The organism is Halorubrum sp. Eb13 (genome assembly GCF_002252895.1).
In the GTDB taxonomy this organism is placed as follows: domain Archaea; phylum Halobacteriota; class Halobacteria; order Halobacteriales; family Haloferacaceae; genus Halorubrum.
In genome coordinates, this window is the sequence record NZ_NHPE01000086.1 from 242,595 (window position 1) to 268,071 (window position 25,477).

The 25,477-nt window shown below is 62.0% G+C and carries 28 protein-coding genes; 11 read left to right on the forward strand and 17 right to left on the reverse strand.

The features are described from left to right. Positions 1-81: 81 nt before the first annotated feature. On the forward strand, positions 82-426 hold the full coding sequence (locus DJ75_RS10925) for a co-chaperone YbbN (RefSeq protein WP_241881461.1): 345 nt from the start codon (positions 82-84) through the stop codon (positions 424-426). Between the two features lie 742 nt (positions 427-1,168). Here DJ75_RS10925 and DJ75_RS10930 read toward each other — a convergent pair. Genes DJ75_RS10930 through DJ75_RS10940 form a run of 3 tightly spaced genes read right to left on the reverse strand, consistent with a single transcriptional unit; the run spans position 1,169 to position 3,414 of the window. Beyond that, the gene (locus tag DJ75_RS10930; RefSeq protein WP_094524483.1) at positions 1,169-1,978 is read right to left on the reverse strand and encodes a nucleoside phosphorylase; all 810 of its coding nucleotides are present in this window, start codon (positions 1,976-1,978) and stop codon (positions 1,169-1,171) included. A gap of 38 nt (positions 1,979-2,016) precedes the next feature. Continuing rightward, positions 2,017-2,622 carry a class I SAM-dependent methyltransferase gene (locus tag DJ75_RS10935; RefSeq protein ID WP_094524484.1) on the reverse strand — a complete coding sequence of 202 codons (606 nt, stop codon included), beginning with the start codon at positions 2,620-2,622 and terminating at the stop codon, positions 2,017-2,019. 57 nt (positions 2,623-2,679) lie between these two features. Continuing rightward, on the reverse strand, positions 2,680-3,414 hold the full coding sequence (locus DJ75_RS10940) for a helix-turn-helix domain-containing protein (RefSeq protein ID WP_094524485.1): 735 nt from the start codon (positions 3,412-3,414) through the stop codon (positions 2,680-2,682). Positions 3,415-3,502: 88 nt separating this feature from the next. On the opposite strand from DJ75_RS10940, the gene DJ75_RS10945 reads away from it, so the two are divergent. The 5 genes from DJ75_RS10945 (at position 3,503) to DJ75_RS10965 (ending at position 9,613) form a co-directional block, all read left to right on the forward strand. After that, positions 3,503-4,615 (forward strand): MBL fold metallo-hydrolase, encoded by a 1,113-nt coding sequence (locus DJ75_RS10945; RefSeq protein WP_094524486.1) that lies wholly within the window; start codon positions 3,503-3,505, stop codon positions 4,613-4,615. Positions 4,616-4,617: 2 nt separating this feature from the next. Continuing rightward, positions 4,618-5,907: an MFS transporter gene (locus DJ75_RS10950; protein WP_094524487.1), complete on the forward strand. Its 1,290-nt coding sequence runs from the start codon at positions 4,618-4,620 to the stop codon at positions 5,905-5,907. A gap of 929 nt (positions 5,908-6,836) precedes the next feature. Continuing rightward, positions 6,837-7,214, forward strand: a complete 378-nt coding sequence (locus DJ75_RS10955) for a hypothetical protein (RefSeq protein WP_094524488.1) — start codon at positions 6,837-6,839, stop codon at positions 7,212-7,214. A 95-nt stretch (positions 7,215-7,309) separates the two neighbouring features. Beyond that, a complete protein-coding gene (locus tag DJ75_RS10960; protein WP_094524489.1) occupies positions 7,310-8,338 on the forward strand; it encodes an NAD(P)/FAD-dependent oxidoreductase in 1,029 nt (342 codons plus the stop codon). Positions 8,339-8,638: 300 nt separating this feature from the next. After that, entirely contained in the window at positions 8,639-9,613 is a 975-nt protein-coding gene (locus DJ75_RS10965; protein ID WP_094524490.1) for a DUF3179 domain-containing protein, read from the forward strand. A 44-nt stretch (positions 9,614-9,657) separates the two neighbouring features. Here the strand turns inward: DJ75_RS10965 and DJ75_RS18885 are convergent, their stop codons facing one another. After that, positions 9,658-9,861, reverse strand: coding sequence for a hypothetical protein (locus tag DJ75_RS18885; RefSeq protein WP_217900385.1), 204 nt, complete (start codon positions 9,859-9,861; stop codon positions 9,658-9,660). 240 nt (positions 9,862-10,101) lie between these two features. Here DJ75_RS18885 and DJ75_RS10975 point away from each other — a divergent pair, with 240 nt between their 5' ends. Further along, a complete protein-coding gene (locus DJ75_RS10975; protein WP_094524491.1) occupies positions 10,102-10,515 on the forward strand; it encodes a hypothetical protein in 414 nt (137 codons plus the stop codon). 21 nt (positions 10,516-10,536) lie between these two features. Here the strand turns inward: DJ75_RS10975 and DJ75_RS10980 are convergent, their stop codons facing one another. The 5 genes from DJ75_RS10980 to DJ75_RS11000 form a co-directional block, all read right to left on the reverse strand. Then, positions 10,537-11,289 (reverse strand): NAD(P)H-hydrate epimerase, encoded by a 753-nt coding sequence (locus DJ75_RS10980; protein WP_094524492.1) that lies wholly within the window; start codon positions 11,287-11,289, stop codon positions 10,537-10,539. 175 nt (positions 11,290-11,464) lie between these two features. Continuing rightward, on the reverse strand, positions 11,465-12,355 hold the full coding sequence (locus DJ75_RS10985; RefSeq protein ID WP_217900390.1) for a sulfite exporter TauE/SafE family protein: 891 nt from the start codon (positions 12,353-12,355) through the stop codon (positions 11,465-11,467). A 24-nt stretch (positions 12,356-12,379) separates the two neighbouring features. Next, a complete protein-coding gene (locus tag DJ75_RS10990; RefSeq protein WP_141212019.1) occupies positions 12,380-12,601 on the reverse strand; it encodes a hypothetical protein in 222 nt (73 codons plus the stop codon). Between the two features lie 63 nt (positions 12,602-12,664). Next, on the reverse strand, positions 12,665-13,096 hold the full coding sequence (locus DJ75_RS10995; RefSeq protein WP_094524495.1) for a hypothetical protein: 432 nt from the start codon (positions 13,094-13,096) through the stop codon (positions 12,665-12,667). 130 nt (positions 13,097-13,226) lie between these two features. Next, positions 13,227-13,742, reverse strand: a complete 516-nt coding sequence (locus DJ75_RS11000) for a redoxin domain-containing protein (RefSeq protein ID WP_094524496.1) — start codon at positions 13,740-13,742, stop codon at positions 13,227-13,229. A 178-nt stretch (positions 13,743-13,920) separates the two neighbouring features. Here DJ75_RS11000 and DJ75_RS19140 point away from each other — a divergent pair, with 178 nt between their 5' ends. Continuing rightward, positions 13,921-14,187 carry a hypothetical protein gene (locus DJ75_RS19140; protein ID WP_094524497.1) on the forward strand — a complete coding sequence of 89 codons (267 nt, stop codon included), beginning with the start codon at positions 13,921-13,923 and terminating at the stop codon, positions 14,185-14,187. 123 nt (positions 14,188-14,310) lie between these two features. On the opposite strand, the gene DJ75_RS11010 is transcribed toward DJ75_RS19140, so the two are convergent. After that, complete coding sequence (locus tag DJ75_RS11010) at positions 14,311-15,849, reverse strand: histidine kinase (RefSeq protein WP_094524498.1); 1,539 nt, start codon at positions 15,847-15,849, stop codon at positions 14,311-14,313. A 155-nt stretch (positions 15,850-16,004) separates the two neighbouring features. Then, entirely contained in the window at positions 16,005-16,613 is a 609-nt protein-coding gene (locus DJ75_RS11015; protein WP_094524499.1) for a cysteine hydrolase family protein, read from the reverse strand. Between the two features lie 163 nt (positions 16,614-16,776). On the opposite strand from DJ75_RS11015, the gene DJ75_RS11020 reads away from it, so the two are divergent. Both DJ75_RS11020 and DJ75_RS11025 read left to right on the forward strand, forming a co-directional pair. Further along, a complete protein-coding gene (locus tag DJ75_RS11020) occupies positions 16,777-17,136 on the forward strand; it encodes a helix-turn-helix domain-containing protein (RefSeq protein ID WP_094524500.1) in 360 nt (119 codons plus the stop codon). Continuing rightward, positions 17,133-18,107 (forward strand): DUF3179 domain-containing protein, encoded by a 975-nt coding sequence (locus DJ75_RS11025; protein ID WP_321166857.1) that lies wholly within the window; start codon positions 17,133-17,135, stop codon positions 18,105-18,107. The genes DJ75_RS11020 and DJ75_RS11025 overlap by 4 nt, the downstream gene beginning before the upstream one ends. 583 nt (positions 18,108-18,690) lie before the next feature. Here DJ75_RS11025 and DJ75_RS18270 read toward each other — a convergent pair. From DJ75_RS18270 to DJ75_RS11045, 6 genes are all read right to left on the reverse strand, one after another. After that, positions 18,691-18,927 (reverse strand): hypothetical protein, encoded by a 237-nt coding sequence (locus tag DJ75_RS18270; RefSeq protein WP_141212020.1) that lies wholly within the window; start codon positions 18,925-18,927, stop codon positions 18,691-18,693. Between the two features lie 449 nt (positions 18,928-19,376). Next, on the reverse strand, positions 19,377-19,769 hold the full coding sequence (locus tag DJ75_RS18275; protein WP_094557152.1) for a hypothetical protein: 393 nt from the start codon (positions 19,767-19,769) through the stop codon (positions 19,377-19,379). Continuing rightward, positions 19,766-21,454: a serine hydrolase gene (locus tag DJ75_RS11030; RefSeq protein WP_254921961.1), complete on the reverse strand. Its 1,689-nt coding sequence runs from the start codon at positions 21,452-21,454 to the stop codon at positions 19,766-19,768. Before DJ75_RS11030 ends, DJ75_RS18275 begins: the two co-directional genes overlap by 4 nt. Positions 21,455-22,450: 996 nt before the next feature. After that, positions 22,451-23,461, reverse strand: coding sequence for a CPBP family intramembrane glutamic endopeptidase (locus DJ75_RS11035; RefSeq protein ID WP_094524501.1), 1,011 nt, complete (start codon positions 23,459-23,461; stop codon positions 22,451-22,453). A gap of 96 nt (positions 23,462-23,557) precedes the next feature. Further along, a complete protein-coding gene (locus DJ75_RS11040) occupies positions 23,558-23,875 on the reverse strand; it encodes a hypothetical protein (protein WP_094524502.1) in 318 nt (105 codons plus the stop codon). Position 23,876: 1 nt separating this feature from the next. After that, positions 23,877-24,218, reverse strand: coding sequence for a winged helix-turn-helix domain-containing protein (locus DJ75_RS11045; protein WP_217900386.1), 342 nt, complete (start codon positions 24,216-24,218; stop codon positions 23,877-23,879). A gap of 583 nt (positions 24,219-24,801) precedes the next feature. Here DJ75_RS11045 and DJ75_RS11050 point away from each other — a divergent pair. Further along, positions 24,802-25,341 carry a glycosyltransferase gene (locus tag DJ75_RS11050; protein ID WP_241881464.1) on the forward strand — a complete coding sequence of 180 codons (540 nt, stop codon included), beginning with the start codon at positions 24,802-24,804 and terminating at the stop codon, positions 25,339-25,341. The last annotated feature ends 136 nt before the right edge of the window (positions 25,342-25,477 follow it).

Genomic DNA, 25,477 nt, shown 5'->3' on the forward strand with positions numbered 1-25,477 from the left:
CTCTTCGCCGGTGAGCCGATGGTAACCCGTTTACCTCGTGGTTCGGGAAGCGATATGAAGGCGTAGGCCCTCCGATCCGATATGTCATCTGACGCGGCTTCCGGCGGCGGTGCGAAGACAGACGGTATTGTCGACGTGGAGAGCGCGGAGTCGTTCCATGAGGCGGTCGCAGAGAACGATCAAGTCGTCGTCGACTACTTCGCGGACTGGTGCGGTCCGTGTAAACAGCAGACGCCCATCCTCGAGGAGCTGTCCGGCATGATCGACGCGCCGATCCTCGGCGTCGACACCGACGAACACAACGGACTCGCCGCGGAGGCGGGCGTCCGGTCGATCCCCACGGTCGCGGTCTACCGCGACGGCGAGGAGATCGAGCGGTTCGTCGGCGTCACGGGAGCCGACACGATTCGGGCGGCGCTGGAGTGAGGACGGGGAGCGCTGAGACGGTCTGGCGGACATCGGATCGCGGCGGGCGTCGACGCGTCTTCGCATATCAGTTCGGACCCGATGTATTCTCAGCCCTTGACATCCTCTCCGCCCTGAAGGGCGAAGATTCCCACGGCACCGTACCGCTGGGTTGGGGTGTTTACTGTTTGTAGCTGTCTCGGTGACGGCTACTGGCTGTGTCAATCAACCGTTACTCCTATCCCGACTTGGGATTCAGAGGTACTTCTTACTGCACCCTGAAATCCACAACAGAAAGGGTGCTTTCTGTGTGGGTTCGGGCCATCCCGATATTGTCCGATTAGATGGGCGGGTAGACCGCCTCGGCTACCGAGTAGTACGAGAATCACTCACTTGAACCACCCGACCAGAAGTTCCTGGTTACTGTAGAGAATTGTCGGATTCATCCGCGCGCTGAAGCGCGAGGCTTTCTCCTTGATTCTCCGTAACAGGAGCCAGAACGAGAACGGCCGGCCACGAACCCGCATCGTTTTGGCTACTTCCTCCTCGTACAGGAAAGTTAGCAATTCCCGACAGGGTCTCGCGTTCTTGCTGGGGTTTTCTCGACTGGGAGGCGAAGAACTGCGACCGCTCTGTTGAAATACTCAGCAGCCGATTGTTTTTCACCAACAGTCGCTCAGTACAGGGAACACACGTATCAACGTACAGTGCTGCTCCACTAACTTCGTGTCAGTAACCGCCTCTCCGTCTGATGAATTTCTACTCAATTGAGAGACTGCCAGGCGGCAGCGGCTGCATCAATCACCTCTAACGCATCTTGACTTCCAGCTGCTTCCCCCTTCTCGAAATCGTCCTCGGTCTGTCCCATCTGATTGGTTACATGAGCGACGCAAACGACTGGCAACTCTCGAACCTCGGCGAACGTGTACAGCGCCGCTGCCTCCATTTCGACGGCAAGAACTCCTTCTGATCTAGCACGTTCAATCGCAGTCTCCGTTTCCCGAAACGGCGCATCCGTCGTCCACGTCGTTCCCGTGTACACAGGACGTGACACAGTTTTGCACGCTTCTTCGACCGGAGCGCTGAGCTCGTCACCGAGAGTCGCATAACGGCTGGTCGAACGGTAGTGGTGGCTCGTTCCTTCGTCGCGGAGCGCACGCTCAATGAGAACGAAGTACGGTGGATCATCCTTCAGCACAATCTGCCCCGAAGAGGTTACGCTAACGAGAAATCGACAGCCAGCGGCGAACAGTTGCTCCGCAACGAGAACGGCGAACGATGCCCCAACAGCGCATCCCACGATACCGAACACCTTACCGTTCCGTTCGAACCGATAGAGATCAGTGTGGTAGCCGGGCCACGTTTCGACTTTGTCCGCTTCTCCGGTGGCCTTCAGGTGGCGCACGATATCACCGTCCGGATCGAGGAGACAGATATCGGGCACGGAGCGTTCCGGGAGGTCTTTTTGCCGTCGGGCGTTCTCCAGCAGCGCTTCTGGTGTGAAAACGGACGGTTCGTCGAATTCTTTCGCGTCGAAAAGCGGAGAAGAACCTGAACCGGGCGAGTCGGTCATGTCTTTCGTGTTCGCGGGGCCAGACAAGGATATTGTGGTCAGCCGGTTGGGGTCCCGACTATCGCCGAGATGGCGGCAGTCGTCGGATCAGAGCTCTCGAAGACTTCCTCGTCGGAGATACCCAAAAAGAACCCCTGCTCGCCATCGACGTGTTCCAATATCGTTTGGGTCAGCGTCTCAGAACCTCGGTGGATCATCCGCGGTAAATAGGACCCCTCTCGCTGCAGGTTCGATTGCACGTACTCGGAGCGCGTGTTCAACACCAGTGCAACTAGGGCTCCCTCGGAAGCGAGGACGCGGGTCGCCTCGGCAAGCGCTGAATCGACCTCGGGAATGAATTCGAGCGTTGAAACGAAGACGACAGTACCGACCGACGCCGTTGCAATGGGAAGTGCGGTCGCATCACCGAGAACAATCGGTGCAGCAACTCGGTCCCGGGCTGCTTGAACCATATCCTCCGAGCGATCTAAACCGATTATTTCGTAGTTTAAAAGGCGCTCTTCGAGTGACCCGATGCCGCATCCAACGTTCAGAATCCGGTCATCTTCGGTGACGTGCTGTCTGATATAGGCGGCCTCTCGATCCATGACCGCAGTCCCAAACTCGGTCTCACAGAATCGAACGAAACTCCGGACGTCGCTCATCTCATTGGGCGATTGCTATTGAATAAATAACTTATTGCCTGGCGAACTGATGACAGATTAGTCGGCGGTTCGTTCGGTTCGTCGGGTCTTCTCTACTTGTAGCGGGTCGTCGGTGGATGTCGCGGTAACCAGTCGTAGGAACTGTCCCGCGTTCGTGAGGAGTTTGTTCTCCGCTTTCCGGAGGTGTTCTTCGTACGTCGAACGAGCGACGGCCGTCTGATCGGCCAGATCTCGAAGCGAGGTCCCCCGCGGTTGCTCGTAGTACCCACTTTCCAGTGCTAACTGGAGTGCCGCAAGCTGTCGGGCAGTGAGGTCCTCGAACAGTTCACTCGCCGGAGCCAGCATGCTGTGGGGGATCTGCGTCTCCGAAATCGAGGTCTTCGAGAGCAGTTCGATCTCTCTGTCGGATCTCAGATCACCGAGTAACTCCCGGACGTCTTCACCGTCGAATGCTACTACGGTGTAGTGTTCCCAGCCTTGGCGGTAGATCGTCGGCGACTGATACAGACAGTTGTGTTTCTCGAAGCGGTCGATGATGGACCGTTCGAGTGAACAGAGACACGACTGTGTGACAACGTGATACCCGTCGTCATCTTTCGATTCGTGTAGAACGGTTCCGAGGTGGTCGATATCGTCACGCAGCCCGTCGGTCGGGGTCGTCTCTGACGTGATCTCCAGCACTTGGCAGTCGCTCAGCGGCCACTCACGGATGGTCAAGTCCGGATGTCGTTCCGAGATCTCCCGGTACGGACACTCGTGTTTAACGCGAATCGAGGCCTCGTACAAGCTCATACTACGTATTTTGAACGGGTTATGATTAACAGTGCCGGTCATGTCCGGCAGTACTCATATGCGAATATAATCCTATCTACAAACACCGATGCAAGATATCTCGCCGGAAAAACTCAGCGAGCAGTTGCGACATGGCGACGGCAAGCCACTCGTCCTCGATATTCGCCATCGAGAAGACTTCGAGGAGTGGCATATTCCGGGTAGTGTCAACGTCGATGTCTACGACGAATTAACCGACAACCCTGAACAAGCCAAAGAACACCTATCGGACCTCCCCCGTGAAGAGGAGATTGTTACCGTCTGTGCCGCAGGTGTCGTCTCGGAGACCGCGACGCAAGTGCTCCGAGAACTGGACTACGACGCGGTGACGCTCACGGACGGACTGAACGGTTGGAGCCGCGTACACCGGCAGGCGACGGTTCCGGTCGATCTCGATGGCACGCTCATTCAGGTTGCACGCCCGGGGAAAGGCTGCCTCTCACACGTCCTCATCTCTAACGGCGAAGCCGTAGTGTTCGACCCGTCACACTATCTCGACGAATACGACGTGATTCTGGACGAGTACGACGCCGACCTCATCGGTGTCTTCGACACCCACGCACACGCGGACCACGTCTCGGGTGCCGCGGAACTCGCAGATCGTCACGGCGTCCCGTACTATCTCCACCCGAAGGATGCGCTTGCCATCGATGCGACGCCGGTTGAAGATGGACAAACTGTCACGGCCGGTAGTCTCGATATCGCGGTCATTCACACACCGGGACACAGCGAAGGGAGCGTCTCGTTCGATATCGACGGTGCGGTGTTGATCACGGGCGATACGCTCTTCCACGAGAGCGTCGGGCGTGTCGAACTCGGCGTCGAAGCCGGTATCGAAGACGCCGACGTCGAACAGAACGCTGCGACGCTTTACGAGAGCCTTCAGCGGCTGCTGAACAGGCCAGACGATGCGGTTGTGCTGCCTGCACACGATCCCGGCTCGCCTGAACCGCCGGTGACTGCGACCCTCGCTGAGGTCAAAGAACGGAACACGGACCTCGGCCGCGACCGCGACGAGTTCGTCGAAGAACTCGCGTCGGATATCCCGGACCATCCCCCGAATTTCGAGCGTGTCAAGCGAACGAACGTCGGTCGAGAGTCGGTTCCTACCGACGAGTTAGCTGAACTGGAGCTGGGTCCCAACAACTGTGCTGCCGAATAAACATGAGTACGGGTACTGAAATCAAACAGGGAATCCGCGAGCACCTCGGGCAGTTCTCGCTACACGTCCTGCTCGTGTTCGCCACCGGATTGACCATCGGGTCCGAACGGACCGTCGTCCCCGTTCTGGGAGAGGACGTCCTCGGCGTCACGTCGTTCCTCGTTATCGGTTCGTTCGTCGTCTCGTTCGGGATCGTGAAGTCGATCCTCAATCTCTACGCCGGCAAATGGGGCGAGGAGTACGGCCGGAAGCCAGTTCTCGTCGCCGGATGGGCGACGGCACTCCCCCTACCGGTCATCCTCATCTTCGCTCCGAGTTGGGGGTGGATCACGGTCGGCAACATCCTGCTGGGTATCAACCAAGCGTTGACGTGGAGTATGGCGATCAACGCGAAGATCGATCTCGCAGGATCCGACCAGCGCGGTCTCGCAGTCGGCATCGATGAATCGTTCGGATACACCGGCGTCGCTGTCGGTGCGTGGCTCACTGGCGTCATCGCCGGGCAGTGGAGCCTTCGGCCCGAACCGTTCTACTTCCTCGCAATAGTCGTCGTGCTGGCGTTCCTCATCTCGATCTTCCTGATCAAAGAGACCGTCCAGTACGCCCAGGCCGAAGGTGACGACGACCACCGCGACGCGAACTTGCCGTTCAACGAGGTGGTAAAGCGAGCGACCTACGGCGACAGAACGCTGTTCGCTGCGGCTCAGGCCGGCCATATCGAGAACTTCGTGGACACGCTGTTCTGGATCGCCGTCCCGCTGTATCTGGTGAGCCAAGGCCTCGGTATTGCGGCTGTCGGTGTCGTCGTCGGCGTCCACAGCGCGATGTACTTCCTCCAGATTGCGACCGGTGGGCTCGCTGACCGTATCGGCCGCCGACCGCCCGTGATCTGGGGGATGTTCCTCGCAGGGGCCGGCGTCCTCGGAATGGTGCTCGTCGAGGGGTATTTCGCGTGGGCCGTCTTGGCCGCTGTCTCCGGTTTGGGTATGGCATTACTGTATCCGAACCTGATGACTGTGCCGAGCGACGCCGCTCACCCGACGTGGCGGTCAGCGGGTATGGGTGTCTATCGAATGTGGCGTGACTCCGGCTACGCAGTCGGTGCAATCCTGATCGGACTTTCGATGGAGCTCGTCAGCGCCGAAGCCGCATTCTACATGACTGCACTTCTCATGTTCATCTCCGGCGCCATCGTGTACGTCTGGATGGAAGAGACGCACCCAGACTTTGGGACACACGAGCCGCCCGCACCTGCGACGGAGCGACCAACTGACACAGTCACTCAAGACTAGTTCAATATATCCGGCTCTGTTGAAATCCTCAGCAAGTGATATATTCTGACCCAGTCGCGGTCAGTACAGAGGATTCATCTCTCAATCACTGGTCGTAGAGCAGAATGTCTCGTCAGGAGTTTCGTGAGCAGAGAAGTGAAAAGTAGAAGGCCGTATTCCGATATATGCCACCGTGCAGTCCCCGTGACTCTGATCGTCTGCGTAAACAAATGAATCTGTCATCCCATCGTCAAGACCTACTGTGACGGTGTATTGATCTACACGAGCGCTCCACGCGTCGTCTATAGTGATACCAGATTCAGAGCTATCAGATGGTTCTAGTGAATATTCACTATCGACGACCGTTGTGTCTCCCTGTTGTATCCGAAGTTGAACCACAATGTCGCCTGCTCGCTGGTTGGCTAATACAACACCACCTAAATGAAGTCCCTGCTCGAAACCGGCCTCTAGGCATCCTGACGTTCCGAGGAGTCCCCCACCTGCTGCAATACAGAATCTCCGCCGGTGCATACGCAAGTTACGGAATTGGATTAGAACAGCACTGAACGAAAGTGTGACGATTACAGAACCATCACGGAACTTGCACCACTGAACGACGATCAATACGCAGTTCTCATTGACCGGCTGTTTCAGGCAATAATATGTTTGAAGAAGAGGATTTCAACAGAGCCATATATCCCCACTCGTTAACCAACAGCTGTTTCAGACGGTAATGTGTCCGGAAAATAGGTATTCAATAGAACCACTGCGATGGCTTGCCGACGTCACCTTCATGTGGAGCACGCCTTTCGCATCGGTCTCAAGATTTCGACTGGGTCACCGCTCTGTGGACGGCGAGTAACGCGCTCCGAGACTGGAATCGTCCCGTCTGTGCGATGTATCCACACAGCTCTTATAGTTACTTAAGGTAACCGTACGTCTTCAGCGGTATGGACGAGAGCACAGACCACACGAACAGAGACGACGGAACCGACGACTGTACGACGACGGCGTCGTTCGATGACCACGGCATCGACGACGGGTCGGAACTGATCCGGCGCACCTACTACCGGCTGGTCGCCGACGGCTGGGACAGCTTCGAGCCGACCGAGCGCTTCCTCGACCGCCTCGCGGACGCGTTCACGCGATCGTATCTCACCGCGGCCGACGCGTACGAGCTCCCGCCGCACGTCGCGGCCGCGGTCGACGACGCCCGCGCTTGGGCCGGGGTGGAGTTCGCGGACGAACCCGACGCCGACCTGCGTGGGACGGTGCTCCCGGCGTTCTACCGGCACGCCGCCGGCTTCCACTGCGCGTACCGAGACTGAATCGGACGCGAACCGCCGGTGTCTAGGAGGCGTCCCGCGGTTGTGCGACCCGATAACAACACACGTTTTTGTTTGCGCCGGCCGACGGCACGATCATGTCTGATACGTTACCGACGGAGTCGTACGACGTGGTCGTCGTCGGCGGGGGGCCCGCCGGGCAGACCGCGGCGCTGTACAGCACTCGATTAGGCCACCGGACCGCCTTGGTCGACCGCGGCGGCGGCCGCGCGGCGATGATGCAGGAGGTCCACAACCTGATCGGCACGCGAGAGGAGACGAGCGGGAACGAGCTGCTCGGGGTCGGGAAAGAACAGCTGGAGGAGTACGGCTGCGCCCTCCACCGCGACGTGATCGCCTCGTGTAATCGCGCGGGCGACGACGACCGCATCGCGCTGGAAGGGAACAGCGCCGTGTACGAGGCCGACGCCGTCGTCCTCGCGACGGGTTTCAACGACGTGCGCCCCGATCCGCCGCTGCCGCGAACCGGCCGCGGGCTCCACTACTGTCTCCACTGCGACGCGCACATGTTCGTCGACAAGCCGGTGTACGTGATGGGACACGCCGAGAGCACCGCGCACGTGGCCGGTATCATGCTCAACTTCACGGACGACGTCGACATCCTGACGCGGGGCCACGAACCCGAGTGGAGCGACGACACCGCCGACATGCTCGAGAACCACCCGATCGACGTGGTGCACGCGGACATCTCCGGCGTCCAGAACGGCGAGGACGGCTGGCTGAAGGCGCTGGAGTTCGAGGACGGGACGACTCGCGAGTACAAGGGCGGGTTCGCGATGTACGGCTCCGAGTACAACAACGGGCTCGCCCGCGAACTCGGCTGCGATCTCAACGACGACGGGACTGTCGACGTCGGCGACCACGGTGAGACGTCGGTCGACGGCGTGTACGCTGTCGGCGACGTGACGCCGGGTCACAACCAGCTCCCGATCGCGCTCGCCGACGGCGCGAAGGCCGGCATCTCGATCCACTTCGCACTCAGAGAGTTCCCGCGAACGCCCGAGGCGCTGCGGGAGGCGGGTCCCGTCCGCGATGAGGAGGTCCCCGGCATCCCGGACGAACTGCTCGAACAGGCGGTCGACTTCCACACGTACGGCGGGGACTGACCGCACTTACTGCTCGTCGCGGTCGGAGCTCCCGCCTCCGGTTCCGGAGCCTCCGCCGTCGACCCGAACCGCGTACTCACCGATGAGCCGCGCGTACGCCTCGGCGTTCTGAGCGAGCGCGTCGACCGTTGTGTACTCGTCGACCGCGCGGCCGGCTGGAGCGAGTTCTCCACGTCGTCGACGCGGACGCGTTTCATACCCGCCAGTGCGCGGCCAGTCGAATAAACGGCGCGGCGCTGCGCGGCGGCGGTCCCAACCCGCGGACGACCGAGTTATGTCGGGCGAGCGCCAGTCGCCGACGTGAACGTCCGACGAGTCCTTCCCCGAGACGCGATCCCGAGCGTCGACGAGCCTCGGTTCAACGGCGCGTACGACGGGGACCCCGACGACGCGGTCGTCGCCGTAACAGCCGCCGATCCGCCGCGCGCGTATCCGGTACGGTACCTCGAGTTCCACGAGATCGTCAACGACGCCCTCGACGGGGCGTCCGGCGACGACCCGATCGCCGTCACGTGGTGTCCGCTCTGCGGGAGCGCGGTCGCGCACGACCGGAGCCACGCGGGGCGGACGCTCGAGTTCGGCGTGTCCGGGAAGCTCGCGGACGACGACCTCGTGATGTACGACCGAGAGACCGGAAGCGAGTGGAAGCAGTCCACGGGCGAGTGCATCGCCGGCGAGTTCGAGGGCGAATCTCTCGCCGTCCGTCCGGCGGCCGTGTTATCTGCCCGGGAGTTCCGCGAGTCGTACCCGGACGGCGTCGTCCTCGACCCGCCGGGAGGAGAGAGCGAGGCCGCGAGCGACGGCGACGAGCCCGCGCCTATCGACTACGCCGAGTCGCCGTACGAGGCGTACGCCGCGGGCGAGGGGTTCGGACTCGCAGCGCACCGCGGCGCGGCGGACACCCGAGAGTGGGACGGCCCCGCGGACCTCGATCCGAAAACCGTCGTGTTGGGCGTCGAGTTCGATGGGGAAGCGGTCGGCTTCGCCTTTTCCCGGGTCCGGGCGGCCGGCGGCGTCGCGCGGGCGACGGTCGGCGAGCGGGACGTCGTCGCCTTCGCGACGGACGACGGTATCCACGCGTACGCGGACCCCGGTCACGACTTCGAGATGACCGACGCCGGCGTCATCGGCGACGGGACGACGTGGAACCCGCACACGGGTGCCGCGACGGACGGCCGCCGGCTCGACCGACTACCGGCGCGACGACTCTACGCGTTCACCTGGCTGGACGACCACGGTCCAGACGCGTTTCACCAACCTGACTCGCTCGACTGAGCCGCCGGTCTTCGCCGAGCCGGCGCTCTCGGTCGGGCCCCAGCTCACCGCCGACGCCCCGCCGCGCCCACGCCCCCGTACTCGACGCCGGTGAGGTCGGCGACGTCCCGCTTCCACGTCGTCAGGTCGCGGCGCTCGAAACTGGTCAGCGAATCGTGGCCGCGCGCCGGGGCGTGTGTGGGTTCTCGATCCGCGAGGTCGCTCCACGTCGCAATCCGCCCGGGGTCACGGGTATCGAGTGCGCTCATCGGCTCAGTCACCCCCCTCTGCGTCTGCTTTCCAGCCGCTCGCCCCCAGACTCGCGTCGCCGATCAGTGGCGTCATTGACGACCGTAAACAGCGGTTCACGGGGCATAACACTCGGGTGAGTCGGAGGTAACTATCCCACCGACGAACCGGGATTCAGGTGTGTGAACGCGTCACGGACGCGTAACCCGGTCACGCGCCCCTCAGACAACGCTTATGTCAGGTGTCGCTTCGGGAGTGACATGGCGACAGAGACCGAGGCGGCCGCGTTGCAGCCGCTCACGACCGCGGAGATGGAATCGACGATGGCCGGGATCAAGCGCATGCTCAAGATCGGCGCGGCGTTCGCCGTCGTGGGTTACCTCCTTGTCGGGTTCGCGCTCTTCCTCGAGATCACTGCGTTCCACCCGCTGTTGGAGGAGTACTTCGCGACCCACACGGGGTGGAGCCTCGCCGGTGGCGGCGCCGACAGAGCGGGAGAAACCGCGCTCAACTCGCAGCTCGCGGCGATCCACTCCTTCCCGTCCGTGCTGCTCTGGCTGAAGCTGGGCGGCGTCGCGCACGTCCTCGTCGGGATCTTCGTCGCCCTCGCGGCGATCGTCCGGACGCTGGCGCTGATGCCGCACCGCCTGGCGTACGAGATGGCGAACGAATAGGATCGTACCGCGTGTCGGGCGTCACGTCCTCGATAGCGGCACGGAAAACGCCTCTCCGAACGGATTCGTGTACCCGATCCCGAGGCGATCGTACGCGGTCGAGGGAATCGAGAGATCGACGAGCAGGAGGTCGCCGTCGACCGCCGCGACCCCCGTCTTCGGCAGAGCGAGCGTGGCCGTGAGATCCGGTTCGACCGCGACGCCCGGCCGCTCTCCCGTCGTCGCGTTCGTGCCGGAGGGGACGTCGAGCGACACGGTCGCTTCCGACGCGCTGCCAACGGCCTCGATCAGTTCTGCCGTGGCGCCGCGGGGTTGGCCCGTCAGTCCGTAGCCGATCAGCGCGTCGATGACGACACCCTCGAGCGCCGCGTCGATGTCGGGGTCGGGGTCGGAGTCGCCGTCGGCCGCTTCGACCGGCACGTCCATCGCCTCCAGTATTCCGAGCTGTTCCGCGGTGACGCCGTCGACTTCGGCCCGGGCTCGGTCGAGAACGACTCGGACGGAGAGGTTCCGATTCGCAAGATGCCGAGCACACGCCAGCCCGCCGCCGCCGTTCCCGCCGTTGCCGGCGAGCACCGTGACGGGGAGTTCGCTCCGGTTGCTCGATCGGACCTCAAGAACGGCCTCAGCGAGCCCTCGACCGGCGTGTTCCATCATCCGGGGTAGATCGAGACCGACCTCTTCGACTGCAACGCGGTCGACCGCCCGCATCTCTGCGGCTGTGACCGCCGTCACGGGGCGACCGTCCGGATCGACGAACGTAGCCGTGTCCATGCGTAGCCGTTCGAAACGGGGATTAAAAAACGGTGGTCGTCCGCGAGGCCCACCCGGGAGTGTGTGTCCTGAACGCCGACTCGTCACGCGATGACGTGTCACCCGCGATCCGGGGCCTCCAGCGGCCGTGTATTGCGCCGGAGAGGGATTCCGGGAGGCCGACCCGGTCACGGTCTCAGACCCCGAATGTGGTCACGAGGACGACCCCGCCGACGACCCCGAAGACGATCCCGAGCCCGCGCTCCATGAGCCCGCTCGGGACGTACTTCCCGGCGCGGGCACCTATCGTCCCGCCGACAAGCACCCCTGGGATCGACCAGACCACCACGTACCAGACGGGCGTCGCGGCCAGCGCGTGGACGGCGGCCCCGGCGACCGCGGCGATCGCGAGCACGAACACCGACGTGGCGACGGCGACCCGCGGCGGCATCCGACACCGCGCCACGAGCTGGGTCGTCACGATCTCGGGGAGGCCGGCACTGATCAATCCCGTGATCGCTCCGCCGAGCGCCGCGAGCGCGACGCCCGGCGGGCGCCAGCAGGTCGGGTAGACGAACCGCTCGCCGCCGCTGGCGGTGACGACGGTGGTACCGCACTCCGCGTTCTTCTTTTCGAGGAACTCGACCTCGCGCTCGCCGGGTTCGGTCTCTTCCGGGGAGTCGGAGTACAACAGGAACCCGCCGAGCACGAACAGCCCGACGCCGAACCCGCCGCGCAACAGCGTGTCGGGGACGTAATGTGCCGCGAACGAGCCGATCACGATCGCCGGCAGCGCGCCGACCAACAGCCACTTCGCGGTCGCGTAGTCGACGACGCCCTGCTTGACGTACGACCGGAGACCGTTCCCCATCCCGAACACTTCAGTCATCAGGCCCGCGCCGACCGCCTGCGCGGGACCGAGCCCGACGGCCAACAGGAAGAACGGGCTGAAAAAGAGCGCGCCCGAGACGCCGGCCGCGATGGCGACCATCGAGAACAGCACCGACGCGGGGAACACCCACCAGTGATCGAGGACTCGATCGACCGACACTACTGAGAGCAGCGGCAGCGGGTCGATCCCGGTCATCAGTGCGAGTGCGTCCGCCATCGATCACGCTGAGTGGTGCGCGCCGTGGCCGACCCACAGCAACAGCAGGTGCGTCGCGATCGCGAGCGGGAGCCAGCCGACCGGCAGTGCCGCCGCGACGGGATCGACCGCTCCGAAGACGTAGACCGCCGGGAACGCGATCGCCGTCCAGAACGCGGCGCGTCGAACGGCCGCTTCTATCCCGCGACCGACCGCCGAGCCGGCCGCCGCGGTACACCTGCGCACCGGGCGGTCGTCGCGCAGACATCCCGGGCGACGACCGTCCGCGTTCGTGTTCGTGCGCACGCCTTACACCGGGAGCAGCGCGAGTCCCGCTCCCAACACGACCCCGTAGACGACGTGGAAGAAGCCGAACGAAGCCATCGTCTTCGGGTCGGGTTCCATCGCGAGGACGATCCGCATCCAGAACATCATCCCGCCGACCATCAGGACGAGTCCGAAAGCGAGCCCCCAGAGTACGCTCCCGACGAGGACTCCCGCGCCGACATCCAGCACGAGGGCGGTCGCGCCGACCGCGAAGGCGGCCCCCGCGCCGACCCCGTACAGCATGTGGAGCAGCATGCCCTGTTTCATGTACGACTCGGGCCCCTCGTCGCCGACGTACTTCGCCCAGAGGGCGGCGGTCGGCGGCGGCGAGCTGTCTCCCATCGTCATCATGAACATCGTCATGACGACGGTCGCGATCAGTCCAGCGATCAGTCCGGTGAATACGCTTACCATGATGTGTGACACGCGCCGGCGAACCGACGCAGGTTACCTCTAGTAACCTAGATACGAGACTACCCAATAAAAGCGCGCGAACGGATCGGTAACCGGGTTACCGGCCGGTAATCGTCGTCGTCGGTAGTGCTCACAGGTACGACTTCCCGTCTGGCAGTTCGCACTCGTCGCCGTGACACTGCGCGGCGTGTTCGACGGCCGTGAGGTCCGGCTCGTCGTCCGTCTCCCCACTTCGCCACGCGTACTGGACGGTGCGGTCGGGATCGACCACGCAGACCGCCGAGCGCGCGACCCCGCGGTGGTCGTCCATCTCGTCGGCGCGCACGTCGTACGCCTCGGCGACACGGCCGTCGCTGTCCGAGATCAGCGGGAAATCGATCCGGTGTTTCTCCGCGAACGCGCGGTGGCTGTAGACGCTGTCGGTCGAGATACCGAGGACGACGGTGTTCTCCAGCAGCGACAGCGCCTCACTGTCCCGCAGCGTACACATCTGTGTCGTACAGACCGGATGGAAGTCGAACGGATAAAACACCAATACGACCGCCCACCCGTTATCGGTGTATTCGGCCAGGCTATGGGTGTCGATCCGTCCGCCGCCCGCACCCGGAAGTTCGAACGTCGGCGCCGTCTGTCCGGTTCGGAGCATACGTGTCAGTCGGCGTCGGGACGGCATGAGCCCCGGCCGATAGTGTGGTGTGATCGCACACGCTGTGGTCCGGGTCAGGTTATCCGATCAAGTCGATGGGCTCGAGCCGCCCGCCAGACAGTGCTTCCGCCCCGCACACGTAGCAGCCGTCTACGACCATTCGCCGCTTCGCAGCGGTATGACGCTCGCGCTCTCGATCGAACTGACGGCGACGATCGCCGTCGTCGTCGCGGTCGCAGGCACCGTCAATGGCGTCATGGGATTCGACTTCGCCGCCGCCGGGAGCGACCGCTCGACCGTCGGCGGCCCCTCGGCAGCCGAACCGCTCGATCCGTCAGAGCCGTCGTCAATCGACCCAGATTCGGCGCCGGCGTCGGAGGATCCGAGACACCCCGAGACCGACGATATCCCGACCCCGAGGGCGCCGAGCAGGGTTTGTCTGTGAATCAGTGTCATACAATAAATCAGAGTCAACGGATGTAAACAGCGTTCAGATCGTGCGTCGAGAGCGCACGGACGGTTCGTCCGAACCGAGAAAGTGCTCGACCGTCGAGTGGTGATCAACCCGTCATCGACCGATGGCTGCCAACACTCGGTCCCGGATCGTCTGCCGGTCTGGAAGCGGCGGAAGCGTCGTCGAGAGCGCACCGACGAGTCCGCCCCAGAGGAGGTGACCGACGAACGAGGCCTGGCCGAGATTCGGGAGCGGCGTCGCGACTCCCACGGCGTTCAACCAGAGGCTCATGACCACTCCCGCCAAGACGAACCACAGGAAGAGCCCGTACGCGACCCCCGCGGCGACGCTGGCCCCGACGGACTCACCGAGCAGCCTGCCGGGTATCTCGGAGCGGACAACGGTGAACACGGTCGCGAACACGGCGCTGTGGAACAGGTGCGCGACCCACCCCACCGACGAGACGGACGCTCCGTACAGCGCGCCGATCACCGGCAGTGTTCCGGTCGTCGCCTGAAAGAACGCGCCCATCGCGACACCGGCCGCCAGCCCGATGCCGAGCGTCCGCCACAACGTCCCGCTCGCGAGTCCCGGCGTGTCGCCCGCCGTGCCGGTTCGGCCGGTTCGCGGGAGCCGCACCCGGAGGGTAGCCGCCTCGCCGGTGTCGTCGACGCCGATATCCCCGCCGTATCTCGCGACGAGGAGCCGGACGACCGGGACGCCGTAGTCCACGTCGTTCCGCTCCTGTTCGGGGATTCCCTCGACGAGCACTTCCCGTTCCCGAGCGCTGAGCCACGCTCTGGGGGCCGTGACGGACAACTCGACGTACCGGTCCCCGACGTCGATCGCGAAGGGATCGGCGCCCGAGTCCGCCCAGTCGGGGAGCGCCGCGAGTTCGTCGAGCAGCCGGTCAACGTATCGGTCCGCTCTGATCGTCACCGACGGGACCGCCACCGCCGATGCGTCTCGATCGGTGCGCTCCGCATGTCTCCGGATCGCCTCGTCGAGCCGTACTGGTCCGAGCGCGCTACCGCCGTCGACCGTGCCGACGGTGAGAAAGCGCGTCTCGTCTACTGCCCGTTCGATCCGCGCGATCGCGTCGGTGATCGCCGTCTTGCTTCGGTCGGCGGTTTCCTCGCGCTCCTCGAACAGAATCTCCGAGTGCCCCCGGAGGATCGTGACGGAGTTCCGGACCTCGTGTCTGAGGATCCGATTGAGGAGCCGCGCCTGTTCGATCTGCCGGTCCACAGTGGCCTGCCGTCGGTCCGTCTCCGCGCCGCGGATCCCGACGAGCAGTCCCGCGCCGCCGCCGACGATGCCGACGGCGGCAGCTGTGGCGGTGGCGTCTCCCGACGACGACGCAATCAGTAACGGACCGAGCACGAGTCCGACCGCAGCGGCGCCGCCGAGGAACCAGCCGAGGACGGTCCGGGTGTATGTCCGGTCACGGGTGCTGACTGCGAGGTTGATCCCGTACAGGACGACGCCGAATCCGACCGCTAACACCAGTACCGCGCTCATCTCCATCACGAACCCCCGCTCTGTTACCAACAGGTCGGCGACCGTCCCCCGCGTCAGCGCGAACGCGACGACCGCTATCACGACGCCCTCGGATTTAAATGCGAGACGGTCGCTCGGAGACGGTCGGTCCATACGTTCGATTATTGACCGCCTGTAAAGAAGTGTACCGGTTGTGTGGCTCGACCGCGCTACCTCGTGAGGAGTCGCATCGATCAGCCGTCTGTCGACCACAGACGATTCATACGTGGAAAGACGCCGCGTAGCCGGGTTCCCCTACGACGCCGGTCCTACTCTGCCGCCGCCAACCGCTCGACGACGTCGTCGGTCTCGGCGGTCTCGTGGGCGATGAACCCGTCGTTCGTGAGCGCCGCCTGAAGCGCCTGTTCGCCGGCGGCCGCCGTGGCGTCGGTCACGGTCGGCACCTCGAAGCCGTTCTCGACGACGTCCCGCAGGTGCGACTCTACGCAGAGATTCGCACTCATCCCCACGAGCACGATCGTGTCGATACCGCGCTGACGGAGCTGGATCTGCGCGTCGTTGCTCCAGAACCCGGAGAGCTGCTCGTGCGGCGAGAGAACGGTCGTGTTGTCGTCCGGTTCGAGCTCGGGAACGAAGTCGGCGCCGTCGCCCGCGGTGTCGAACATCCGCGTGTCGAACATGATCTGGTCGATCGTGTTCAGGTGTTCCCAGCTCTCGTACTCGGCGTCCTCGTACTCGTGCGGCGAGTAGAAGACGGGCATGTCGCCTTCGCGAGCGGCGTCGCAGAGTCGGCGGAGCTTGTCGACGACGGCGTTCTCCTCGACGGTCTCGCCGACCTTGTCCCACACCACGCTCTCGGGCTTCAGGAAGTCGATCTGCGGGTCGGTGATCAGGACGGCCGTGCTGTCGGCGTCCATTTCGAGTTCGCTCTTAGTTACCTACAGTAACCTAGTATGAATGGGTAATTGAAAAGTTCGCGCGAACGGACGGGTAACCGGGTTACCGGTCGGCGTGACAGGTATCATTTTCTCACCTACTTACTAAACGTACCTTTATTTTCGTGGCGATCGTGGATCCGGTATGAGTACCGATATCGAGCCGTTAGAGGTGTGGTGTGCGGGCAGCGACTGGTGTCCGATCACGACGACTGCGACGCTGATCGGTAAGAAGTGGCATCCGGTCGTTATTCACCGACTCTTGGAGAACGGGCCGCTGGGATTCAATGCACTCAAAGAGGAGGTCGACGGGATCTCAGGGAAGGTCCAGTCGGACGTCCTCGAAGATCTCGAAGAACACGGGTTCATCGACCGGACCGTCATCAGCGAGAAGCCGTTCCGCGTGGAGTACTCGCTGACCGACCGCGGGCGGTCGCTCGAACCCGTGATCATCGCCATGCGTGACTGGGGGCGAGAACACCTCACCGCTCCGGAGGACCAGTGAACGACTCGAGCGAGTCGGCGATGAACGTGATTTCAGTCCTCCCGAAGGACGCGATCCCGAGCATCGACGACCCGACCTTCGGTGACGACTACTTCGGCGACCCCGACGACGAGGTACTGATTGTAGAGCCCGGCGACGAGGCATCCCCAGCGCGCGCCTACCCGATCCGGATCCTCAACTACCACGAGGTCGTCAACGACGTAGTCCCGACTGCCGACGGCGGCGAGGACCCGATCGCGATCACGTGGTGTCCGATCTGCGGCAGCGCGGTCGTGTACGAGGTAACCGTCGGCGGCCGGGGGCTCACCTTCGGCGTCTCGGGGAAGTTGGCCGACGACGACCTCGTGCTGTACGACCGCGAGACCGACTCGGAGTGGAAGCAGTCTACCGGTGAGTGTATCGCGGGCGAACTCGCCGGCGAAGTGCTCCGCGTTCGACCCGGGCCGATGACCACCTACGCGGCCTTCCGCGAGGCGTATCCGGACGGGACCGTGCTCCAACCGGAGTCCGAGGGGTCGGCCGCGGCGAGCGGCTACGACCCCTCCGGATACGAGGCGTACGAAGAGCGCGAGGCGTTCGGCCTCCGCGGGATGCGGGGCGAGGGCCCGGAGCGCGAGTGGAACCGGGACGACCTCGATCCGAAAACGATCGTCCTCGGCGTGACGCCGGCCGACGGCGGCGCTTTAGGCTTCCCGCTGCCCGTCGTCGAGGCGGCCGGCGGCGTCGTGGCGGCAACGGTGGGTGAAACTGATGTTGTTGTCCTTGCGACCGACGACGGCCTCCACGCCTTCGAGCAGCCGGCATTCGAACTTCGAATTGAGGACGACTCGGTCAGAGGTGATGGCGCGACGTGGACACTCACAACGGGCGAAAGCAGTGACGGCCGCAGGCTCCGGCGTGTCGAAAGCCGCCGTCTCTACGCGTTTGCGTGGCAGGACGGCCACGGGCCTCGTTCGTTCCACTTTTTGTGAACGTATCACGGTGCGTTGTAATCGTCGGACTGTCGCAGACGTCACATTCATACGCCATATTTAATATCATTTAAATCTCAGTTTCTGCTGGAGGAATCAGAGGCACATGCTCTCCTCCTCTCCGTTATGATCAATAATCCGTCCTCGCTTGGTCATTGTGCTACCTGTAATCGTGTGATCTCACAGGCATGGAAACGTATTGAATACGAACGAGCAGACGGGAATATCGGTGTTTTTGCTAAGTGTCCAGCATGCGCTGAGGTTGTGAACTACCCTCCCCTACTCGCTCACGGCTGACGCCGTTCGTTCCTTGAGGGTAGGGCTTCCTGTTTCCACGACGCGCTCTGCAGATACAGACGTATCCACAGGGAGCGCAGCCTCCACAGGCGTTGATTCCGGCGGAAGGTCTTCTCCCGTGCCACGAGATCTCACCGGAGGAACTGGGAGAGAACGCGCTGCTCGACTCGCGCTACGTATTCAGCACGCCTCAAAGAACATTTCACTGATTGAGAATTTCAACACAGCAGTTGAATCCGGACTCGAATATTAGCGGCACAGTCTGTTCCTCGATTCGCGCACGGTCTCATTGGCGGTATAGCGAAACTAACGAACCGATTGCCATTACTACCCCGACAACGATCAGCGCACCGCCCGCCTGCGTTGAATTGTTGATCATTGACCAGCCGACTGCCGCCGTCGCGGTCCCAGCTAGAAAGAGTAAGAACTTCCAGACAGCGTTTGGAATGAACTCTAGTAGTATGTCAACAGCAAACTCTAGAATTTCATCTATCATGACGTTTGGATGTCGACTTTCTCCCACGACGAAAGTCGTGGGCTTCCGCCTCGTACTTCTTTGACATCCTCTCCGCCCTGAAGGGCGAAGATTCCCACGGTCCCGCACCACTGGTTTGGGGTGTTTGCGGTTTGTAGCTGTCCCGGTGACGGCTACTGGCTGTGCCAATCAGCCGTTACTCCTATCCCGGCATGGGATTCAGAGGTACTTCTTACTGTACCCGAACACTCCAACAGAAAGGGTGCTTTCTGTGTGTGGTCGGGAATCCCGATATTGTCCGATTAAGTGGGCGGATAGACCGCCTCGGATAACTATTGGTACGACAATCACTCAGTTAAAACACCCGACCAGAAGTTTGTGGTTGCTGTAGAGAATTGTCGGATTCATCCCCGCGCTGAAGCGCGAGGCTTTCTCCTTGATTCTCCGTAATTCCAGTGGATTGTCGACTGCGTCGGTGCGTATACGCACTGTGGCACTCACGGTAAGAATCCGAGGACGGTTAGTTGCCAGACGAATAGAATCGCTAGCCCCGCGAGCACTGTTTGGTGGATTCTCGCAGCTAGCGACCAGTGTGAGTGCCGCCAGCCTGAGACCGCTCCGGCGACAGTCCCGAGTGCGAACACCGCAACGACGTACGGGAGTGCGAGCACTGCTTGCAGCCAAGCCGGTACGATGAGGAGTGCGAACTGATCGAGGTTCATGAGTGTGAACACGAAGCTCCCGGCGAACACAAGCACTGTGACACAGAACCCGACGGCTGAGGCCCGGCCAAGCCACGCGGGGTTCCGCACCCGCTGTCCGAGGGCGATGCCCCTGCGTCCTTCTTTTGTTGCCTCGCCGGAGTTGGACGGCGACTGTGGAGTTGTCACTGCGATCCCTCCTTATTGCGGTCTGGTTGAGCCGTCTCGTCATCGGGTGTGGATCCGCCGTCGCTACCAGATCGGAAGCGACTGAGACGCCGCCAGCCGCTGATTCCCGCCCACCCGACGAGAGAAAGAGCGGATCCCCCGGCTGCGGCTCCGACAGCTCCGAGCGTGACCTTGCGCTGGTCAGGCATCGTGACCGGGAGGAAGGTAGTCGACGGTTGACTGTTAAGGTGCAGTTGCGTGACACGCCCGTCCGCAACATCGACCGCTAGGACATCGTCCCCATTACGTTCGCGATAGACGTACGGCTCGGTTTCGACCCACTCGACGGCGTCGCCTCCCATGGTCTGTGTGACGAGACCACCATCATCAGTTGCGTCGACAGATAGTCGGCTTAACAGCCCAATCACTTGACGCCAGTCGTCTTCAAAAGCGGTAGCCGTAGACTTGTATTCACCCGCTACCGCCTCAGCGCGCTCGCGGCTCGTTCGCGCCGTGGTTGGATCAGGTGTTGGGGTTTCAGGGAACAAGCCGTATTCGGTCAGGATCTCGGCGGCGGGAGTGACTGGGTCTCCGAGACCGTTGAACCCGATGAACACTCCGACGTCGTGGTCTGGGAGCAGCCCCAGCCAAGCAGTGTAGTAGACGGTCCCGCCCGAATGACCGATGTACGATCCACTGGGAGGGCCGTACTCGAAGAACCCGTATCGCAGTCCGTTGACCGCCGGGTGACGTCCGTATTGTCGGCTGTGCATCGTTGCCATCGTCTCGCTGTTCAGTATCGCGTCGGTCCCGTACCCGAGATGCGCTTGCATGAACGCTGCCATATCGAGTGCCGTCGCACTCATCGACCCGGCCGGCCCCCAGTTGATGTACAACGGATCCGCCCGAGTAATTTCGTCGCCACTCGAATCGTGTGGGGCAGCCAGGTCGCCGGGGTGGTCAGCGGGAACCGGCTGTGTAAACGTGCTGTGGTTCATCTCGAGTGGACCACAGATGTTTGATTGGACGTACTCCTCGAAGGTCGTATCATATGCTTCAGCGACGATGTGACCGGCCAGCGTCGCGCCCCAGTTGGAGTACGCGACAGCTTCGCTTGGCGGGCGGATCCGGTCCGGTTGGTCCTCGACAAGCGCCGTTTCCAGACTGGTGAGTGCGTTCGAGTTCGTAACGAGTCCAGGATTTGGAACGACGCTGAACCCGGCAGTGTGGGTTCCGAGATGACGGAGCGTCACCGGGTCGGAATACGTGTCCGGGATAGTGACAGCGGAGTCCTCAAGATACCTGTTAACATCGGCATCCAAATCGAGGACGCCATCCTGTACGCCCTGCATTACTGCCGTCCACGTCACGAGTTTCGAGACCGATCCGATACGGGTGGCTGTCTCTTTTTTATCCATACGCCTCCCCGTTTCGACATCGGCGTGGCCGTATCCTTTTGCGAGTGCGATATCGTCGCCGTTGACAATCGCAACTGTCGCCCCGGGAGCAGCGTCGCCGAGCTGCGACGCCAGCGTCTCTTCGACAACCGACTCAAGATCGCTCATCTCGGGGGACACCGTCTCAGGAACCGTACCTGCCTCCACCGTGCGTGAACTGGCTTTCGCGCGGTCAGCAGTCGATCCGACGCCCGTCAGCGCCAGTCCGCCGACACCCGTTAGGAAGGTTCGTCTGCTGGTGTTGATCATCTCAAACGGAAGTCCCAGCGGTAAAGACAAATAAATAACACCAGTGTTTTAGAGCCTGAAACAGCGGTTCACCGATATACAGACGCGTCAGCCAACCCGCTGACCGCCTCGGTTCCGGGAGCCAGCGCGCGAGCGGGACGGTCAAATCGCCGTCGACAAGGCTCTCAGTCCCGCCCCGGCGCGTTTTATGTCGTAGAAACGGGAAGCCTCGGGGCTTGACCCCGAGGCGATTCACCCCGCCCGTCTCGGTGATCGCTCGACGAGTGGGGTGACAATTCTCTCTGGGAGTAGTAACCGTACGGATAAGAGCAAATCGCGACCACGACCGCATCTTCCGGTTTCTCGGCCTGTAACACGTACTCAGTGTATATGTGGCGCGGAAAACAGGATACGCGTATGCGAGTATGCCAGTCGATCGGTGGCGCCGATACGTGCACCGCGCATGCGAACCGGACCTACGGGACGTATCTCGATCAGACGGTCCCTCTAATCCAGTTGGAAACACCACAGAAGGGAAGCGTCTCAAGACGCGGGGTCCCCATCAAATTGCTTGGAATACGCTCTCTGGATTGAATATATCCCAATTTGAGGAGTCTCATCACGATCTCATTACGCCTCTGATCAAGAAGATGGACCCATTACGAGCGATCTATCCGTTCGGATTAGCTAGTGCGAACGTGATTATGGGTTTGCTTCTCTACCAGCTGTCTAAACCGGGGTGGGGAGGCTTGCTTGTCGTGATCGGCCTCTTTGTTATCCTCACTTTGATCGGAAGCGCTATCAGCGAATATCAATCCGCTTCCGAACGATCAACCTGATTTTGATATCCACATTTACTAGTCAACTACCCCATGATAAACGCCTTCGGCGTTTTGAGGGTGGGGCTTGTCCATGAACTCGGCGTCGAACCCTTTCGGGTGGGCGGTGAATCCGCCGCTCGGCGTCACCGTTCCACGTCGATGTCCGCGTCATGCGTCGTAGGTACTCAGGTCACTCTCACTGCATGTACGCTGACGACAGCCGCGACCTAAGATCGCCGTTCCGGAGGACAACGTATCCGACGGTGAGCGCAGCGACACAGAGCACGGCTGCGCCGTTGACTGCCCCGTACACCCCGACGAACTGTGTCGGGCCGGTGAACGTCGGCCGGATCAGCATCGGCAGAACCCCCGCAGCCTCACCGAAGTTTGCTAGCCCGTAGATGTTGTTTATCGCAAAGTTGATCAGGAAATGGAGGCCGATCGGCAGCGCCAGCGAGTCGGTCCACACGTACGCGCCCCCGAGGAGGAGCCCTAACGCCGCCCGAAATCCGAACTTTCCCAGCGTATCCGGGAAGTGCCCGAGACTGAATATCAGCGAGGACGCCACCACTCCTGCCACGACCGCGCCACGGTCGGACAGCCACCGACTCCGGAGTCCTTCGACGGCACTCGTCAGAATGAGGCCCCGATAGACCAGCTCTTCCCAGAAGGCCACAAACATCCACTGGATGGTCCACACTCCGAATGCGGCGGCGAACGGCAACACGTTCGCGCCAGCGCCACCCGAGAACACCTCGGAGACGGTCGCCCACCCGGCAAGCAGACTCACGGGGAGTGCTACCGCCATCCCCGCCAGGGCGATGACGCTGCCAGCGCCGAAGTCCTTCAGCCACGACAGGTCAAACGCGAGTCCGTAGTCGGTCAACGGTCGCCGGTCGACGTACCTCGCGACGCCAACCGCCACGAGGAGTCCAGAGAGGGCAGCGATGAGGTTTGAGGCGGCTCCGGTCATCGACGGCGGGAGTTCGGTGCCCGCGAGCGCCAGCCCCGGGAGCACGAAAATCCCCACGAGCGCGGCGACTTCCACTCCGAGGATCCGCCAGAGTGCACGGGGGCGATTCTCGGTTCGATTCCACAGCACGGAGACGACGCGTCCGGTGATGCCACCGTAATTAGTTCGCCGGTCGTCATCGCCCGACCGCGACGCGGTTCGTTCGAAGTTGGTGTCGGTGTCTGCTTCGGTCATCGACACCTGAACGCATGGACGCATGGAAAAAGGCCGATTTCCCTGGCTTCACTGGTTGAAGTCAACCTACCGTCGTATATGGGCTCGGGCGTGACATTAGTCTCGGCGTGGCATCCACAGCCCGTAGAGGATCAGTCCCAGACCGGTGAACTCGGGGATTTGGAGGAGGCTATTGAGGACCGGGGTGGGAAGCTCCAAGACGTAAATGAAGATGAGGGCCAGCGGAGCCTGAACGAACAATACTAGTATGAACCCGATCGCGATGTACAACATCGGACGGCTCTGATTCTGCCGGTATGCCGTGTAAGCGAGGTAACCGATCCCCAAACCGATGATCATCGGGATCACCTCGCTCAGCTGACGGACGGTTCGTAGCGTATCAAAATCAATCAATTGGAGCGGTGTATCGAGCATATTAGCTTCCCTCTACGAACTGCGTGAAGCGGTCTGCCATCCGTTCCCGACGTGAAATCGTAATCTCAAAGCCGTCTTCGCTGATATCGAGTTCGATCCCGTCAAGATCCGTCCGGTAGAGCTTGTAGTTTTTTCCGTCGGTGACTGGCTGGATATCTTCGGTAACCAGATCGTACTCGCGGAGTCGTTCGAGTCGGCGATAGACCGTCGGCTCCGAGACCCCGGCGCAGTCGCTGAGCTCCGCCGCCGAGCACGGTTCCTTCTTCGTCTCGACGAGAATCGTGCGCGTACACTCGTCCCCAAGCAAATCCGCGAGCGCTTCGGGATCTCGCACCTCGGACACGGTACATCGGTCATCTCTTCGTTCGTCAATATAGGTTGTGCCGTTCTAGCCGTTCTGTCTGGCTTCAGTAGGTGAAGCCACGAGAAACAGCCAGTCATACGTACGCTCAATATTCAGGTACGGATGTCCGAGAACCAGACACAGACTGTATGGCAGACCATAGCAGGGACACTGCTTGGCAGCATCGTCGTGTGTCTAGCCGTCCCAACCGGAATCGGTCCTGTCGCCGGTGGCTGGCTCGCAGGACGCGGACTCCAGCGCCAGCGTCGCAGGACCGTGGTGAGTGCCGTAGCCGGCGTGGTGGGAACACTGCCATGGACAGTGGTAACGTTTCTGGCCATGACGGGTGCTATTGAACCGGTGGGGTATCACAGGGGCATCGTCCGCGTGGGCGTACTGGCGGCTTCACCAGATGCATTCGTCCTCTGGCAGGAAGTCGGCCTGTCCGCCATACTCACGGTAACACTTGTCACGTTCGCGGTTGCTGGCGGTGTCGTCAGCAGTCTGCCAGGTGGCGGAGTCCGGTCTCGCCGTGAGAAGCTATCATAGTGAGTCATCAATGTCTACACGCATACCGACAAGCGTGCTCCTCCCGACGGTGTCTTGGACCCACGCCTGTGACGATGTCGCCGCAAAGTTGGGTCCCGAGGACGAGCTCCTCATCATCCACGATACCGAGGACGACCCGGTTGCGGACCGAAACACGCTCCCGGAGAACGTCCAGTTGATCCCCGCCGGCGGCCCTGTCGGGTGTTCGGGGAAAGCAAATGCTATCGCTGTAGGGATGGAGGCTGCCAATTACTACCGTTTCGTCTGGACCGACGATGATTTTCATCACCCCTCGGACTGGCTTGACCGCCTCCGCGAGGACTACGCCGAATACGGCCCGACAACGGAGCTGCCGGCGTTCGTCGGTCAGGATCCGCTTGCAGTTCTGTTAGAGCCTGTTTATGCTCTTGGGGGAACGCTCGGGACGTATATGGGCGACCACGCCTGGGGTGGATCCGTCATATTTGACAGAAGTGATCTTGACGGGGAAAGGTTCCTTTCGGAGCTCCGCCAGACTATCAGCGACGATGGTCGCCTCGGGGAACACACCGATGTAACGTCAGTTCAACGCTGACGCCGGGTACCAATGGGTGGAAGTCTCCGGCAGACGGTTGAACGACATATCCGGTTCAACCAGATTTTCGCAACGCATGATCCAACGGTAGCGAAACTTTCGTTTGGTGTGTTGGTCGCATCGTGTTCAGATAAGG

Bases quoted from the DNA above. Each gene is read 5' to 3' on its own strand.
- DJ75_RS11000 (WP_094524496.1), bottom strand. From the start codon at position 13,742: ATGCTCCGAACCGGACAGACGGCGCCGACGTTCGAACTTCCGGGTGCG.
- DJ75_RS10995 (WP_094524495.1), bottom strand. From the start codon at position 13,096: ATGGTAAGCGTATTCACCGGACTGATCGCTGGACTGATCGCGACCGTC.
- DJ75_RS10975 (WP_094524491.1), top strand. From the start codon at position 10,102: ATGGCGACAGAGACCGAGGCGGCCGCGTTGCAGCCGCTCACGACCGCG.
- DJ75_RS10955 (WP_094524488.1), top strand. From the start codon at position 6,837: ATGGACGAGAGCACAGACCACACGAACAGAGACGACGGAACCGACGAC.
- DJ75_RS10985 (WP_217900390.1), bottom strand. From the start codon at position 12,355: ATGACCGGGATCGACCCGCTGCCGCTGCTCTCAGTAGTGTCGGTCGAT.
- DJ75_RS11040 (WP_094524502.1), bottom strand. From the start codon at position 23,875: ATGCTCGATACACCGCTCCAATTGATTGATTTTGATACGCTACGAACC.
- DJ75_RS11020 (WP_094524500.1), top strand. From the start codon at position 16,777: ATGAGTACCGATATCGAGCCGTTAGAGGTGTGGTGTGCGGGCAGCGAC.
- DJ75_RS11010 (WP_094524498.1), bottom strand. From the start codon at position 15,849: ATGGACCGACCGTCTCCGAGCGACCGTCTCGCATTTAAATCCGAGGGC.
- DJ75_RS10950 (WP_094524487.1), top strand. From the start codon at position 4,618: ATGAGTACGGGTACTGAAATCAAACAGGGAATCCGCGAGCACCTCGGG.
- DJ75_RS10935 (WP_094524484.1), bottom strand. From the start codon at position 2,622: ATGAGCGACGTCCGGAGTTTCGTTCGATTCTGTGAGACCGAGTTTGGG.
- DJ75_RS11015 (WP_094524499.1), bottom strand. From the start codon at position 16,613: ATGGACGCCGACAGCACGGCCGTCCTGATCACCGACCCGCAGATCGAC.
- DJ75_RS11035 (WP_094524501.1), bottom strand. From the start codon at position 23,461: ATGACCGAAGCAGACACCGACACCAACTTCGAACGAACCGCGTCGCGG.
- DJ75_RS10945 (WP_094524486.1), top strand. From the start codon at position 3,503: ATGCAAGATATCTCGCCGGAAAAACTCAGCGAGCAGTTGCGACATGGC.
- DJ75_RS11030 (WP_254921961.1), bottom strand. From the start codon at position 21,454: ATGATCAACACCAGCAGACGAACCTTCCTAACGGGTGTCGGCGGACTG.
- DJ75_RS10925 (WP_241881461.1), top strand. From the start codon at position 82: ATGTCATCTGACGCGGCTTCCGGCGGCGGTGCGAAGACAGACGGTATT.
- DJ75_RS10960 (WP_094524489.1), top strand. From the start codon at position 7,310: ATGTCTGATACGTTACCGACGGAGTCGTACGACGTGGTCGTCGTCGGC.
- DJ75_RS10980 (WP_094524492.1), bottom strand. From the start codon at position 11,289: ATGGACACGGCTACGTTCGTCGATCCGGACGGTCGCCCCGTGACGGCG.
- DJ75_RS19140 (WP_094524497.1), top strand. From the start codon at position 13,921: ATGACGCTCGCGCTCTCGATCGAACTGACGGCGACGATCGCCGTCGTC.
- DJ75_RS18885 (WP_217900385.1), bottom strand. From the start codon at position 9,861: ATGAGCGCACTCGATACCCGTGACCCCGGGCGGATTGCGACGTGGAGC.
- DJ75_RS10940 (WP_094524485.1), bottom strand. From the start codon at position 3,414: ATGAGCTTGTACGAGGCCTCGATTCGCGTTAAACACGAGTGTCCGTAC.
- DJ75_RS10930 (WP_094524483.1), bottom strand. From the start codon at position 1,978: ATGACCGACTCGCCCGGTTCAGGTTCTTCTCCGCTTTTCGACGCGAAA.